The sequence below is a fragment of the Arthrobacter sp. MMS24-S77 genome (assembly GCF_054888235.1).
Map to the genome: position 1 here is coordinate 1,137,436 of NZ_JBTZRN010000001.1, position 15,934 is coordinate 1,153,369.

A 15,934-nucleotide genomic window follows, 5' to 3' on the forward strand; every position below is an offset into this window, starting at 1 on the left:
TGAAGTGGTCGTAGTCGCAGAAGTAGGCCTTCGCATGCAGGCCGGTCAGATCATCGACAACCCTCTGGACGCCGGACTCGTCGGTGTCGTTCTGCCCTGACTCCGACGATTCGGGGACACCGAGCTCGTTAAGGCTTTGAAAGACGTACGGGAATCGGCCACCGTTTTCTCGTTCAGGAGGTCCAGCTGGTCGCCCCGCGAGTAGACGTAGAGATTCTCTGTCCAACGGTCCTGCAGCCGACCGATCAGCCTGTCATCGAGGAAAGGCGAGATAACCAGCTTGTCTCGGCCCAGGAAGGCGGCGTCTCCAGTCTTCTTGTTGAGTGCGATGAAGTTCTCCGGGTCGCGGAGGTGAGCCACGATCGAGCCTTGTTCGAACTCGTCGCCCATGCCCATCGGCCGGAAGGCCAGGCGGTTTATGTCCTCCGGCAGGTCCCAGCGGACGTCGGCCAAGCGCAAGGCGAGCCCGCGCACCCTGGCCAGCCGCCGGGCGTCGGGCACTACTGTGCAGAGGTCGGGCAGCCCGGCGATGAAGCGCGCCAGAGGCCCGCTGTCAATGCCAGCATTCTCGGTGTCCTGCACGGGTTCGCCATCCAGACGGACAAGGAGGTCCCAGCTGGCATCGGTGGTGAGGTTGCGGCTGCTGCAGAGGAAGCGGTAGCGGCGCTCGGTGTCGTTCTCGAATTCAAGGAGCCAGATCTTGGGGTGAAACAGCCAGGGCTTGACACTGACCTGATGAACCATTGGCTCCAGCAACGCGAGCAGGTCAGAGGCGTCCGAGGGCGCCTTGATGTGACCTGCCTGGCAGAAGATATCGACACGGTCGGAGACTTTGCGCAGTGCGCTGAGCACCGCCACGGGGTTGGTGAATTCCTCTCCGGAACCTGCCACGAAGCTCAGCGGTACCGAGAGGGCGCTGGTCATGTCCAGGGTGAAGGTAGTGCCTACCGCGTGGGAGAGCCGGAATCCTGACGGCGGGCGTAACTGCTGGGTGAGTGCCTGCCTGTTTGCTGCCTCAAGCATTCGATTGCCCTTCCAATGCAAGTCCTGCGTGGATGTCCAGGACATTCCGGCGTACTTGCGTCCAGCGGAAGGCCAGGGCGCCCACCCTGGCCGGTGGCTGCCAGGCGCGGAGTCGGCGTTCGTTGCGGAACCGCGAGTTGGACTTCTTCATAAGTTTCTCCCGGGTTTCGACGGCGGCACGGAATTCCGCGTTGTCAATCAGTTTGACGGGGCTCATGGCTGCCTCGGCCATGGTCCGGGCGAAGTCGGCGGTGTTGATGTTGATGCCGCGGTTCAGTGCCGTGGCGCGCGCGAGGTAATCATCCACGTCCCAACCGGCGAGGAGATCGCGCCTACCATCCCGCTGGTCCTCCCACGCTGCGAGGAGTTCCTGCGTTGGCTCCGCTGTTTCCCCGCCGGCGGAAAATGTCCTCATGGAGAGCTCGGCGAGGAGGTGCTGGTAGAGGATGCTGGCGCCGTTGTGGATGAAGGAGAAGGCCTCTGCGTCTTTGAGCCATTGCGCAGGTTCGCCTTCTGCGCTCTGGCAGACCGGGTCCAGCCAGGGCGCCCAGAGTCCCGGCGTGGGGCTGACATCGGAGCCTACGACGTGGGCCAGCATGGTGCCGGGGCACGTGCTCAGGATGCGTTCCTGCAGCCAGCTCGCCTCTTCGTGGGACAGCGTGAGACCCCGGTCCTCCGTCTCGGGGAAGCCTGCCGGTGGCTTCGGCAGAGTCTGATTCCAGACGGAGTAGCCGGTTTCACCTTCTTCAGGGGTAGGAACGTCTGCGCACATGAGCTGGGCGACGGCGGAGCGGTCTGTCTCGGGGTTCACGATCCCGTAGCGGCGCAGCGCTGACCAGTACGCAGCAGATGGAAGCTGCCGGACGTTCCTGCCGGCGTCGCTTCCGATGTAGCCTTCCGCGCCGAGAGCCTTGAGTCGATCAATCAGCCGCCGTTCGGATTCCTCTGAACGCTTCCGCAAGTCATCGGGGTTTCTTGTGCCGCGGTGGGCGCTAAGGAACGCCCAGGGGACCAGGAGCAGGTAACGGGCGCCCAGATGCAGCACAGATGTGCCGGGGAACAGGCTGTTGCTGATCGCGTCGCGAAGCTGTCCCATCCCGAGATCATCGATGGTTTCCGGCGTGCCAAAGAGCTTCACGAGCTCGCGCATCTTCGAGTTTTCCTCGGTGGACGCGTCGAGCCAGGAAATGAGGGAGGTCATATGGTTCGTTCGTCTCTTTCCTGTTCACGCCGGCCTTATGCAGCGTACGTTCGCCATGCAGTGTCATTTCATCATCAACTTGGCAAGTTACGGCGCTCCGACGCCAGACTCATCTGCCCAACGCGGCTATTGTGCGGAACAGCCGAGCGGGAACCCATCTTCCGCCCCCAACTCATTGAGATGCTCGAAGATACCGGGGCAACCTACAAGGATGACCTGTCGCGAAAGGTTTCTCTCCTCGTCCACGGGGACCTGAGTTCCCAGCATGTCGTCAACGGGTGGGAGCAGCACAGTCAGAAGCTCGAGTTTGTAAAGGCGGAGGCCAGGAGCGGCCGTCACATCTGCGTGGTCACAGCACGTGGATTCTCTATCTTGATACGTGGCCAGACTGCAGACTGCCAGCTTTGGTGTTATTGCCAGTCATTGAGGTAATCCTTCTGAGGGAGTCCACGGGCAACGACTGCCGGGCGGACAATGTCAACAAGATCGTGGTGTCTATGCAAAACTGGCATCCGAACAGCGAGAAAAACTACATGGGGGTTGTACATGAGCGTTGATGCCGTCGTGACTGGGACGTCACAAGTGACCGGCGTTCCAACAGAGGGGCAGCTTGTTGAGGTCCGAGGGTCTCGTTGGGTCGTCACTGATGTCCAGCGCCAGGGACTGACACGCAGCCCGGCAGACGAAGGCATCCAGTCCAGCCAGCATGCCGTTGCACTCCAATCCGTCGAAGACGACCGGTTGGGGCACGAGCTCAAGGTTGTGTGGGAACTTGAACCCGGACGCATGCTCGTCCCGAACAAGGACCTGCCGGACAAGATCGATGCTGATCGCTTCGACGATCCTGAGACGCTCGCCGCGTTCATTGACGCTCTCCGCTGGGGCGCAGTCACATCTGCGGACGCCAAGCAGTTCCAGGCCCCATTCCGAAGCGCAGCCAACGTCGAGGCCTACCAACTGGATCCATTGCGTCGAGCTCTCGAGGCTTCACGAGCCAACCTCCTGCTGGCCGACGACGTCGGACTGGGCAAAACCATCGAGGCTGGTCTCGTCGTCCAGGAACTTCTCCTCCGCCACCGCGCCCGCACCGTCCTCGTCGTCTGCCCGCCGAGCCTCTGCCTGAAATGGCAGGACGAGATGGAAGACAAATTCGGTCTCCGGTTCGAAATCATCAACAGCGAATCCATTGTTGACGTGCAGAAGGCCTACGGACCTCAGGCCAACCCTTTCCTCCTGTACCCCCGCGCGATCGTGTCAATGGCCTGGCTCTCCCAGCCCCGCGCGCAGCGGATGCTCCGCAACATCTACTCAGAGGTCAAGAACCCAACCAACGCCAGGCAGTTCGCCTTCGACATTCTCGTGGTGGATGAGGCTCACCACGTGGCACCATCGTCGCCGTCCGGCAAGGGAGGCGGCGGCTACGCGGTGGACAGCCTGCGGACCATCGCAGTGCGCGAGCTCGCTGAAGCCTGCGAGAACCGGCTCTTCCTCAGCGCCACCCCGCACAATGGCTATGCGGAGTCGTTTACTGCGCTGCTGGAGATGATTGATCCCCGCCGTTTCGCACGCGGCGCGGCCTTGGACCAGGAGGCACTCAAGGCCGTCGCGATCCGCCGCAGGAAGGATGACCTTCCGGAAAAGGGATTCAAGGCCCGCGAAGTCAAAGCGCTTCCCTACACGCCGACCGAGGACGAGGCAGACGCTTACGAGCGCCTGCTTGAGTTCACCACGAGGCGGGACAAGGCCGCGAAGCAGCGGACCGGTTCAAGTGACCTCGTGACGTTGCTGCTCAAGAAGCGCTTCTTCTCATCCCCTCCTGCCTTCGCCATGACCGCGGAAGCATTCGTCTCCACCAACGACTGGAAGTTCGCCAACCAGTCCGCCAGCTACGACGAAACCCTCGGGTCAGAGGCAGCGGACGAAGAAGAAGGCCTTCTGGAACACCCGGAGATGCAGGCCCTGGAAGCCGCGCGCTCCGGACAAATGCTGTCGGCCGAGGACCGGGACCTCCTACAGGAGCTCGCCGCATGGGGCCGTGAATACGAAGGCCGGGCGAACTCGCGTCTGGACACCGTTGTGGAATGGCTCGACGGCGTCTGCCGCACCGCCGGTCCCAACGGCACCAAGCTGTGGACCGATGAACGCGTGGTGATTTTCACCGAGTACGTGGACACCCTGAATTGGGTCCGGGACGTGCTGCAGAGCAACGGGTACACGGATGGCAGGCTCGAGGTCATTGAAGGCGCGACTGACAAGGAAGAGCGGGAGCTGATCCGGGCACGGTTTAACGCGCCGCCTTCGGAGCAGCCGGTTCGGATTCTGCTGGCGACCGACGCCGCCGGTGAAGGCATCGACTTGCAGGAGCATTGTCACCGCCTGATCAACTTCGATATTCCTTTCAACCCCACCCGGCTGGAGCAGCGAATCGGCCGAATCGACAGGTACGGCCAGACTCACAATCCCCAAGTCTTCCACTTCACGCCAGTAGGGGAGTCTAAGGCACTTCTAGGCGGAGATGCGGCGTTCCTTGCCCGCATCGCCGACAAGATTGCGCGGGTCCGGAACGACTTGGGTTCAGCCAACGAAGTAGTTGCCCCGGACATCCAGCGGCAGCTCGGCGGCTGGGATATCCCCAAAGTAGCGCCGAAGAAGAATACAGCCGAAGACACCATCAACAAGATGCTCGCCGGCGGCCAAGAGCTGAACCGCAAACTGACCCACTTGGAAGAAGGGCTGGAAAAGGACCGCAGCGAACTGCACCTGACTCCGGCGAATCTGCAGCGGGTTGTGGCAACCGCACTCGAGCTGGATCGCCAACCGCCGTTGAAGGACGCGGGGAGCGAGGACACAGACGCACTGTCCTTCACTGTACCCACGCTGGAACCGCGCTGGTCACGAACCGTTGATGCGCTGGCCACGCGCCTCAATCCTGGCCTTCAGCGGAAGATTACCTTTGACGCGGAGGGAGCCAAACAGGACAAAGACCTCGTTCATGTCCACTTGGGGCATCCCATGGTCCAGCGGTCCTCCCGGATTCTCCGCTCCGAGATGTGGAACCCTGAGGCGCGCATCAGCCGGGTTACTGCGGTAGTGGTTGAGGGGCTTCAGGAGTCCTTCGTCTCGGCTGCAAGTCGCCTCGTACTGGTGGGCAAAGGCGGTCTCAGGCTTCACGAGGAAGTTTTCTTCGCAGCCACACGGCTCAACCGCCGCCAGGCAATCGCGCAGGGCAGCGTGGAGAAGCTGCTTGCCGACGCGCTCGATGCTGGACGCCTGGTGGCGGCACCGGAACCGCACCGGATCGCCTTGGCAGAAATCTGGAACAGCGAGGCGGAATCGGTGTCCATGAAGCAGCGCGTCCAACAGATTGTGGATGAGACTGCGGCTAAACGCGCTGACAAGGTCCGTGGAGCTTTGGAGTCCCGGCGCGTCGAGGACCGCAAGAGGGTCGATGAAATTTTCAGCCGCTTCAAGAACACCCTGCAGGGGACATTGAGAGGTCTGAAGGAAGCAGAAGAGGACATGAACATCCCGCTGTGGGACGACGCCGAGAAGCGGCAACGGGAACAGGACGTTATCCGCATCAGGGTCAGACTCGATGCGCTGGAAAGCGAAAAGGAAAAGGAGCTTGCCACAGTGGAGCGTCGTTACCAGGATGTGAGTCCGCAAACGCTGGCGGCCGCCGTTGTATTTGCTCTCACTCCCGAAGACGCGAAGCTAACCGTTGTGCAAGCCCAGCAAAGGTGGGCCAAGTAATGATGAATTTTGCAGCACGCAAATCACTGCAGAAAAAGGCCCAAGAGTCGCATACAGCCTGGATTAAGGCATTTGACACTGAAGGTCCGTTCATCTCGATTCCCGTAGCCAAGAAGACCTGGGGCGACGTGGTCCCTCGGCTCTCCGCCGAGGCGCACGGGGCGTTTAGACTTCGCTTCGCGGATTTCGTCAAGGCCTACGACGACCTGGACGCGGCCCGCCTGAACGCGCTAAGCGGCCTGTCGGCAGCCACGGAGCGACTCGAGGCCCAGGAGGGACTTTTCCGCGAGATCCAGGGGGAGTGGGTCGCTTTTGTCCTGAAGGACTTGGCGAAGTGGGGAGATAGGCTCGAAACGTATGCAGGCCCGAGCGCCGAATTCGCGGCTCACAGCCCCAACGGCGCCGTCACTACCTCAGCAAGCGGCCGCCTGCTGAGGGACGGCAAGCCATACGCTCTGCTTCTGACCGGCGACCCGGTGGACAGTCTTCGCCAAGATGGAAAGGACGGCTGGTCTGCGAATCTCATCGACCGGATGGGGGAGATGCTGCGAAACGCCGAGATCGCCTGCGGCATCGTCACGGACGGACGTTGGTGGTCTGTCGTCTGGGCGGACACGCGCACGAACACAACAAGGGTCTCAACCATAGGCAGCGGCATCACTGATGGGCTGAACTGGGCCAGCGACCTTCTCACCCGGGACGCGTACGTCAACTTAGTCAGCCTCAAATCGCTCTCAGGGGCAGACGCAAGCCAGCGGCTTGACGCCCTCATCGGCGACAGCCTGCTCGATGCCGAACAGATCACTGAGTCCCTGGGAACCCAGGTCCGCGGCGCCGTCGAACTGTTGATCCAGGCCTTCTCCGAAAGCTCGCTGAACGCCCGGAAGCTCGGGCTGCCCGAACCGCTGCCGGCCGAGACCCACCACGCCTATGAAGCTGCCGTAACGGTCATGATGCGTGTGGTCTTTCTGCTCTTTGCCGAGGAGAGAGGCCTCATGCCGAATGGGGAGATGTACCGAACGGCCTACTCTATGGCCGGCCAGCTGGACGAACTGGATGAACGCAGACGTTACGATGGCGACGAGTCACTGGAGCGGACCGAGGTGTGGCACCGCCTCTTGGCGGCAAGTGCAGCGCTTTACGAAGGGGCTTCGTTCGATGATGTCCGTATGCCGGCGTACGGCGGTTCACTGTTTGACCCGGAGCGATTCCCATGGATGGAAGGGACCGGCACGGCTGGATTGGCCATTCGTGTCAACGACAGGGTCATGCTGGAAGTCCTGCGGTCCGTTCAGTACGCCGAAACCGGTAGCGGCCGGACAGTCACGCGACAGAAGCTTTCCTTCCGAGACATTGATGTGGAGCAAATCGGTTACATCTACGAAGGTTTGCTGGGCTACACGTGCACGCGGGTGCCCGAAGGACAGATCGTCCTGGGCATTGTGGGAAAGCCGGGGTCGGAACCCGAAATATTCATCGACGAGCTGGAAGAGCTTTACCGGGCGTCCGACGGCGACGATGCCGCCATGGCAAAGAAACTCATCGAATTCTGGAAAACTGATCAGCCGAGTGCCGTGGCAAAGTCGCCCGCACAGCTGACCAAAATCCTGGCCGCCATTGACACCACCCAGAATGAGGCAGTTGACCTCAAGATCCGCCATCTGGTTGAAAATGACGAGCGGCGCAATCAGATCGCCAGCTGGGGCAGTCTTATCCGACGCGACCTCCGCGGCATCCCTTTCGTGGTGTGCGAGGGCGGACTCGTCGTCCAGGAAACTAAATCACGCGCCAACGCGGGCGCACACTACACCCCCCGGTCCCTGGCCGAGGAAGTGGTGCTTCATGCCCTGCAGCCGCTCTGTTATGAGCCGGGACCTCTGCAGACGGCGGATTCGAAGGCCTGGAAACTCAAGAGCTCGACGGAGATCCTGAATCTACGTATTGCGGACATCGCTGTCGGCTCTGGAGCCTTTCTCGTGGCCGCAGCGCGATATTTGGGCGAGCGGTTGCTGGAAGCTTGGCAGCAGGAATCGGCGGCTAGCGGGGACACCACCGGCCGCGACCTCAATCTTGCCATCCGAGAAGTGGTTTCCCAGTGTCTGTACGGAGCTGACATCAACGAGATGGCAGTTGAGATGTGTAAGCTTTCGCTATGGCTCGTGTCGCTTGATCCCAAGAAGCCGTTCAGCTTTGTTGATGACAAGGTTCTCCACGGAAACTCACTTCTGGGACTGACCGACGTCAAACAGCTTCGCGGGCTACACATCAATCCGTCAGCTCGACGACTAAATAACCCTGGCTTCACCGTGGACGTGGATACCCCACTGCAAAAAGCTGCTGACATCCGTGCGAAGCTCTCCACTCCCATCGCCGACCAAGCCGAGCTCGACCCGCAGCGGAGCGCCAAACATAAGAAGGCGCTTCTTGCGGAGTCGAAGGCGGTTACGGACCGCCTCCGCACAATTGCAGACGGGATCGTCGCTGCGGGACTGAAGGTTGGGGGAAGCCTGGCAACGCTCTCAACGCGGCCTATGAGAATTTATCTCTAGCACTCCTTAGGGCGTATCCGAATTCGTCCGTAGATGCCGATCCTCGGATGCTGGAATCCATAATTCAGGCGGGCCTCATGCCTACGGTTGAAACCGACTACAAACAGTGGAAACCGATACATTGGATCGTCGAGGTTCCAGATGTAATGATCCGACATGGCGGTTTTGATGCCGTTATCGGAAACCCGCCGTTTTTGGGCGGTAAGAAGATTTCTGGCGTGATGGGAGATAATGTTAAGTCCTGGTTTACCTTGCAAATTGCGCAAGGTAGGCGCGGGATTGCAGACCTTGTGGCGTATTTCTTCTTAAGATCACAAGTGCTTCTTAGGCCTGCATCGGGACAATTGGGACTGATTGCCACAAATACTGTGGCTCAAGCCGACACGCAAGAAGTCGGGCTAGCATCAATGGTTAATAATGGTCTAACGATACGTCGAGCCATACAGAGTGCCCCATGGCCTTCAAAGAGTGCCGCACTTGATTTCGCTGCCGTCTGGGGTAGTCTCGCGCCCCTTTCTGAAACAGCTATCACGATGGCCGACGGACGCATAGGGACCGTCTCTCCTTGGTTGACGATAGAAGGTCGTGTGACGGGCGCGCCAAAGCCATTGCACACCAACACTGGCATCGCTTTCACGGGCGTGTATGTTCTGGGAACCGGTTTCATACTGTCTCCGTCGGAGGCAAATAAAATGCTGCAGGATGACCAGGCCAATTCTGAAGTGATTTTTCCTTTCCTTAATGGAGAGGACGTGAATGTGAATCCTTCGCTTTCTGCGGCGCGATTCGTAATCAATTTTGCGGCACGTTCTCTCGAAGAGGCCAAAGTTTACGAAGCTCCATTCGATCATGTTCTTTCGAAGGTTTTTCCTGAGCGACAAAAGATTAATGATGCTGTCGGTAAGGAAATATGGTGGCGATTCCTGCGCGCTCGGCCTGAGTTGCGGAAGGCCATTGGCGACCGAAGGCAAGTTCTCGTGCTTACTCGACATAGCAAGACGGTAATGCCCGTCCGTGTCGACGCAGCACAAGTTCTCAGTGACGCTCTCGTGGTCTTTGCAACTGATTCCTACGTCGTCCAGGCGGTTCTTTCGTCTCAAATACATCTAGCATGGGTGCTTGAATACTCTTCTACGCTCGGCACGACCACCAGATATTCCCCATCTCACGCATTCGAATCCTTTCCACTTCCAGAACCCTGTAATCAGCTGGAGGACATCGGCAGGAGGCTTAATGACTATAGGTCGAACATGATGATTAATCGCAACATGGGAATAACCAAGCTATACAATCTCGTCAACGATCCTTCTCATTTGGGCGACGAGGAAGTGGATGAGCTCCGGACCATCCACCGTGGGCTTGACACTATGGTTTTGGAGGCATTCGGTTGGAATGATATTTCTCTTGAATACGGATTTCATACGTATCGAGGCTCAGAACGGTGGACGGTCTGCCCAGCGGCGCGGCACGAGATATTGGACCGATTGTTAGAAGAAAACCATCGGCGTGCTGCCGAGGAAGTTACGAGTGGCAGTTCGACGAAGCCCCAGCGGACCTTCGCAGCCAGGCCGGCCGTCCAGCTCGCCGATGCCCAAGAGAAGATGTTCTGATGTCAACATCATTTGAAGCCCGTGAGGACTTCGTAGACCTCGTTCGACTCAATCTGCTTGGACCGCGGCTTGGGGAAACTGAGACTCTGACCCAGAGTCCGCGAGATGCCTACCTCGTGGGCGCGCTGGCCCCGTCGTCGTTGGAACCAGACGTAATCAAGGGCAACGTGCCCCTTTCACCGGAAGACGCCGGCGACGAAGCTGCCCAACGTCTTTCCTTGGCGGACCCCCAGGCACAGCGCGGCGTCGCGGTTGAGGCGGAAGAGGACAACGAGGACGAAACTGAGGACGCTGATGACTCGGGAGTAAAGACCGTTAAGAAGGGCTTGATGGCCCCCTCATCCATGGGCATGCGCTTCCAACTTCCTGCCGAGGTGACCGCAGTACGGGTGATTGCGTCGTGGGGCCGCTACAGCACAAGCACGATAGTTCCGGAAGTGCCCGCGGAAACGTCAGTGGGCGTGCAAGCCAGGAAACCCCGGAGCGTCTATCAGCGTGAACCCTTCAAAATTGAGGAGACGCTCAACTTGGACGACATGGCGCCCGGGGTGACCCAGCGTGTTGATCTGTCCAAACCCGTGATCCTTCAAGTCGATCGGTACCTGCAGGAGAACGGAGCCCAGCTGATCGAACTCGCTCTGTGCAATGACCTTCCAACTTCTGCCAAGATCCCTCTTTACGATTGGCTCTTCCAGACCAAGGTCGAAGTGACCGCTGTTGACGGCTCATCCGTCTTCTTGCCGAGCCATGACTACCTTGGCGATGACATCGGGCCGCATCTGGAGGACGAGGAAAAGGCCTTGGCCTTGCAGTACCGCAATCGTCTGGAGTTCGCTGTCGGCCGCACATGCTCGGTGACGTGGACAGCGGACGAGGGTTCGCGGCGGGCGAAGTCCGTGGAGACCTCCTGGCTGCCCGTCGCCGAAATTCCGCAGACCCAGGCCCCCTCCATGAAGGATGTCGAGCTGGACATGGATGTCCTCGCCAACATCAGCTCGGACGGTGTTGCGGCTGCTCTCATGCCGATGGTGGACGGATACGCCACTTGGCTCGCTGAGCAGGAGGCAAAGGCCAAGGCTCTTCCGGACAACCTAGGCGAAACGGCTACGGATCTTATTGAATCCGCCGATTACGCCAAGAATCGGCTAGCCGAGGGAATCCAGTACCTCGCAGACAACGAAGTGGCCTTGGATTGTTTCCGCTTCATGAATGCGGCCATGCGCGACCAGCGCTTCCAATCGCAGGTGGCACAGGCTCGGGCCGCGGGGGAAGCTAGTTCCCTCGAAAGCTCGAGGCAGCATGTGCGGGCCGAGGCCGGCTACAGGCCGCCGGCTTGGCGCGCATTCCAGCTCGCCTTCATCCTGATGCAAATCCCTTCCATGGTTGAACCGCACCACCCGCGTCGGTCAAGTCCTGCGGCGAACGTCGAGCTGCTGTTCTTCCCCACCGGTGGTGGCAAGACTGAGGCGTATCTGGGTCTGGCCGCCTTCACTTTCGCTATCCGGCGGCTGCAGGGAACCCTCAAGACCGGAGACGAATTTGCGCAGCAGCTTGACGGCGAGTCCGGCGTCGCCGTCCTCATGCGCTACACACTCCGCCTGCTCACCGCACAGCAGTTCCAACGCGCAACCGCGCTCGTATGCGCCGCCGAAATGATCCGCCAGGTAGACCCCGCAAAATGGGGCAGCAAACCATTCACGATCGGGCTCTGGGTGGGCATGAACGTCAGTCCCAAGCGCTTTGATGACGCCAAAGAGCAGATCGATAAGGTCCGCGCCAACAACAGCGCCAAGGCGCACGGTCTCACTGTTCTCCAAGTGAGCCGCTGCCCCTGGTGCGGAACGGCAATCGACGGCCGCAGCCATGTAGAAGCTGATGCCGACCGTCAGCGCGTCTATGTGTACTGCGGCGATGATGAGGAAGTTTGTCCCTTCACCAAGGGAAGAAGCAGCAAGTGGGAGAACCCGGGTCTGCCGATTCTGACGGTAGACGAGGAAATCTACCGGCACCCGCCAACCTTCCTGCTCGGCACTGTGGACAAGTTCGCCCGGCTCTCGCGCGAGGGCGAAGCCGCAAGCCTCTTCGGCTACGTACGGAAATACTGCGAACGCCACGGCTACGTCCACGCTGACACGCGATCTTGCGGCGGGGCGGAGAGACACAATGCCAAGGGATCGATGCCCGTGGCCAGCGTGGTTGACTGCGACCGCCTGCGGCCGCCGGACCTGATCATCCAGGACGAACTCCACCTCATCGCCGGAGCGTTGGGAACCGCCGTCGGACTCTTCGAGTCAGTTATCGACGTTGTCAGTTCCTGGACGGATGCCGAAGGACGCGAAGTGCGCCCGCTCATCATCGCGTCCACCGCGACCGTGCGAAACGCACACGAGCAGGTCCGGGCGCTCTACGGGCGGACGCCGAGCGTGTTTCCGCCGCAAGTGCTGGATGTCGAGGATACCTTCTTTTCGAAGGAGCTCCCCGTGTCAAAGGAGAACCCCGGCCGGCGCTACATCGGCGTCTGCGCCCAAGGCGTGCGTCTGACGACCGCGGAAATATCGCTGGCATCGTTGCTCCTGCTGTCTGGGCAAAAAGTTCTGGATGACTTCGGTGAAGCCGCCGATCCATACATGACTCTGGTCGGCTACTTCAGCGCAACACGGGAACTCGCCGGCATGAGCCGCTACGTGGCCGACGATGTAGCCACGGCCGTCGGCCGGCCGCGTGAGGACTCCGGGTTCTCGCAGCGGATCTTGGGCTATCAGTTGCAGTACGGCGAGCTGACGTCGCGCATTTCGTCCGACGATATTAAGTCGACCCTGGACAAGCTGGCTCTAGAATTCGATCCCGAGGTCCAGTCAACATCAGCCCGTAAGGCTTGGCGCGAGGCCAGGGACGCGGGCAACAGTCTTGATTCAAGGAAGGGCCCGTATCCATACGACGTGGTACTGGCGACGTCCATGCTTCAGGTGGGCGTCGACGTCGGCAGACTGGGTCTCATGCTCGTCGTCGGACAGCCCAAAAACACGGCCGAGTACATTCAGGCGTCGTCCCGCGTGGGACGTGTCGCGAGCAAACCGGGAATCGTGGTGTCGCTGGGAAACTGGACACGGCCCCGCGACTTAGCCCACTTTGAACAGTTCCAGCACTATCACGACACCTTTTACTCGCAGGTGGAGCCGCTATCCGTGACCCCTTATTCCGAAACATCGATGGATCGTGGGGTGGCGGGCTTGCTGGTAGCGGCAGTCCGGGTGATCGAGGGAGCCTCCGTTGGTGATTCGCTCAATCCTGAACAAAAAGCCGGACTCGTCGGGGCCCGATACTCAGCGGTTGAAAACATCATCGCCAGGCTCGTCTCTCGTGTGGAGTCGGCCTCCGATGAACACCAATCCGAACGCTTCAAGGATCTGATTCAAATGAGGCTCAACCATTGGGACTCAAGAGCAAAACAGACCGCTCATGACCTGGGATTCACTAAGCCAACGAGCGCCAACGCCAACGCCAGTGCATTCCTGCTGAAGAGCCCCGAGGAACTTGACGCCAAAAACATGGACGACTTGTTCCGCGTTGCGAACTCGATGCGTGAAGTCCAACCCGAGATCAATCTTCTCGTCAGCCCCCTCAAGGAGAACCTCGTGGCAAATGAGGCCAGACTTGGTGCCGTTGACTGGATCTTCCCTGTTGAGGACGGTGCCAAATGACTGAACAACTGACATCTGACCCTTCTATAGCCATTGACGCTGCTGTCAACCTAGATCCGCTGGGCGATGCCGAGGTTTCGGGCAGCAAGAACCGCGCGAAGGTCAGCGGCCAGAGACCGAACGCGCTGTTGTACTCCTCGGGCGTCGGGGCTGTCGTCGATCTGCCCAACATGACGGTGATGCCGGCCGGACTCGATGCCTGGGACACAATCTACGCCCGCAGGGAGCACCAGACGACGATCAGCGAGCCGAGGCTTCTTGACGTGGTACGTGGGCACCTGGGCCCCCAAGTGGAGCAGCTTCGCCCGTTCCCCTGGCAGCCCACCGCAAACGGCCACAGGGACGAGGGTAAGGACCTGGGAGTACCTGCGCGGGTGTTCCCGCAGTGGTTGCGCTGCACCGGGTGTGACCGGTTGGCTCGGGTTTCCAGCTCGGTGTTCACCTACAAGAACACAAACCCCTTTAGGCCCGATCAGGCCGGGTTCACGCATGAAGGCTGCCCGGGGCGGTCGAAGGCCGTTGCCGCTGTTGACGGGACGCCCAAACCCGACAAGAAAGGGTCGGCACGCCCTGCGGTACCGGCGCGGTTCCTGCTGGTTTGCACCAACGGCCATGTGGACGAATTCCCCTACCAGGAATGGGTCCACAGGGGCGGAAAGTGCGCCAAGGCCTCCGGCGCACCAACGCTTCGACTCCAGGATCTCGGAAGCTCGAACCTTACCAAGATTACGTGCTTGTCTTGCCGGGAATCCCGGTTCATGAACGAGGCTTACGGACCGGCCGCTCACGACAAGCTGCCACGGTGCAGGGCCAGGCACCCTCACCTCGACTGGTTCGACCCGAAAGGATGCACCGAGGAAGTCAAGACGCTCATGATCGGTGCGGCGAACCTGTGGTTTTCGTCGCTCGTTTCGACACTAGTGTTGCCTCGGAAGATCGACCGATCCGCGACTGAAGTCGCGAGAGAGTTGAAGGGTGCGCTGTATGCGGCTGACCTGGCTCAGGTTCAGTCAATTGTGCCGACAGGTCTTATCAGCGTGCTCCGGGATCAGATCAAGGCGAAGTGCCAAGTGCCCGTTGACGACTTGACTGATGAACTCCTCATCCAAGCGGTCGGATTGGCATTGAGCGGGGAAGACCTGACCAACATTGCCGACGTGAACTCGGAGGCCTTCGATCAAGTGAAGCTCTTGGACCCCGAGTGGCGTGTGCTGAGTGACCCCAGTCAGTTCCCCAAGATCGCGGCGACGTCTGATTTCCAAATTGCCGATGTGTCCCCTCCGGCTGGTGCGGGAGGTCTTATTGCCGGCGTGGGGGCCGTGAACAAGCTTAAGAAAGTCAACGCCATTGTCGGGTTCACCCGGATAGACGCCCTGGACAGAATCTCTGACCACAAAAGCCGCGTCGTGCCGCTACGCCGGACCAAACCCGAGTGGGTGCCGGCGACTGAAGACCGCGGAGAAGGTATCTTCATCCGGTTTGATGAGGACACTGTTGCTGCCTGGGAGAAGCAGGTGGAGGGGTCCGTCGTGTGGGAGCGTCACCGCCAGGCGCACACCCGCAACTGGGCCAACAGGCTCTCCGACACTGCGGGGGCAGGGACCGCGGATGAGAGATTTCCGCCGCCGCGTTTCTGGGCTGTCCACACCTTTTCTCATGCGCTGATCCGTCAGATGACTCTTCGGAGCGGGTACAGCTCGGCGAGTATCGGGGAACGCTTGTATGCGTGGAAGGGCGATGGGGTCCTGCAGCCGGCCGCCGGAGTCTTGATTTCCACCACCGCTCCGGATTCTGAGGGAACTCTAGGAGGATTGGTTGCACTCAGCGATCCCGACAAGCTGGGCAAGTTAATTCGGGACGCTCTCCTACGAGCCTCACGGTGTTCTTCGGATCCAGTGTGCGCTCAGCGTGTCCCTCATGATCCGGAGGACTTCCTGCATGGCGCCGCGTGCCATTGTTGCCTATTCAACTCGGAGACGTCCTGCCAGAACTCCAACCGGTTCCTTGACCGGCGGTTCATGGTGGACCTTCCGGCGTCGAGCGAAGCCGGCGGCGAAAAGGTCCCGAGCCTGTTCCAGGCACTCCTGGAGGGATGAC

The 15,934-nt window shown here is 60.2% G+C and carries 6 protein-coding genes and 1 pseudogene; 5 read left to right on the plus strand and 2 right to left on the minus strand.

From position 1 onward, the window contains the following. Window positions 1–45: 45 nt before the first annotated feature. Entirely contained in the window at window positions 46–1,023 is a 978-nt protein-coding gene (locus ACX5I4_RS05230; protein WP_461835730.1) for a hypothetical protein, read from the minus strand. Further along, window positions 1,016–2,224 (minus strand): DUF6361 family protein, encoded by a 1,209-nt coding sequence (locus ACX5I4_RS05235; RefSeq protein ID WP_461835731.1) that lies wholly within the window; start codon window positions 2,222–2,224, stop codon window positions 1,016–1,018. The genes ACX5I4_RS05230 and ACX5I4_RS05235 overlap by 8 nt, the downstream gene beginning before the upstream one ends. 546 nt (window positions 2,225–2,770) lie before the next feature. Between ACX5I4_RS05235 and drmD the strand changes: the two genes are divergently transcribed. The 5 genes and pseudogenes from drmD (at window position 2,771) to drmB (ending at window position 15,933) form a co-directional block, all read left to right on the plus strand. Next, window positions 2,771–5,977 carry a DISARM system SNF2-like helicase DrmD gene (gene drmD / locus ACX5I4_RS05240; RefSeq protein ID WP_461835732.1) on the plus strand — a complete coding sequence of 1,069 codons (3,207 nt, stop codon included), beginning with the start codon at window positions 2,771–2,773 and terminating at the stop codon, window positions 5,975–5,977. Continuing rightward, entirely contained in the window at window positions 5,977–8,526 is a 2,550-nt protein-coding gene (locus ACX5I4_RS05245; RefSeq protein WP_461835733.1) for a hypothetical protein, read from the plus strand. The genes drmD and ACX5I4_RS05245 overlap by 1 nt, the downstream gene beginning before the upstream one ends. Before the next feature lie 23 nt (window positions 8,527–8,549). Then, a pseudogene (locus tag ACX5I4_RS05250) lies at window positions 8,550–10,136 on the plus strand (type IIL restriction-modification enzyme MmeI); the annotation flags it as partial. After that, window positions 10,136–13,837 (plus strand): DISARM system helicase DrmA, encoded by a 3,702-nt coding sequence (gene drmA / locus ACX5I4_RS05255; RefSeq protein ID WP_461835734.1) that lies wholly within the window; start codon window positions 10,136–10,138, stop codon window positions 13,835–13,837. The pseudogene ACX5I4_RS05250 and the gene drmA, both read left to right, overlap by 1 nt. Further along, window positions 13,834–15,933 (plus strand): DrmB family protein, encoded by a 2,100-nt coding sequence (gene drmB / locus ACX5I4_RS05260; protein WP_461835735.1) that lies wholly within the window; start codon window positions 13,834–13,836, stop codon window positions 15,931–15,933. The genes drmA and drmB overlap by 4 nt, the downstream gene beginning before the upstream one ends. Window position 15,934 lies beyond the last annotated feature (1 nt).

Bases quoted from the DNA above. Each gene is read 5' to 3' on its own strand.
- ACX5I4_RS05230 (WP_461835730.1), bottom strand. From the start codon at position 1,023: ATGCTTGAGGCAGCAAACAGGCAGGCACTCACCCAGCAGTTACGCCCG.
- ACX5I4_RS05235 (WP_461835731.1), bottom strand. From the start codon at position 2,224: ATGACCTCCCTCATTTCCTGGCTCGACGCGTCCACCGAGGAAAACTCG.
- drmD (WP_461835732.1), top strand. From the start codon at position 2,771: ATGAGCGTTGATGCCGTCGTGACTGGGACGTCACAAGTGACCGGCGTT.
- ACX5I4_RS05245 (WP_461835733.1), top strand. From the start codon at position 5,977: ATGATGAATTTTGCAGCACGCAAATCACTGCAGAAAAAGGCCCAAGAG.
- drmA (WP_461835734.1), top strand. From the start codon at position 10,136: ATGTCAACATCATTTGAAGCCCGTGAGGACTTCGTAGACCTCGTTCGA.
- drmB (WP_461835735.1), top strand. From the start codon at position 13,834: ATGACTGAACAACTGACATCTGACCCTTCTATAGCCATTGACGCTGCT.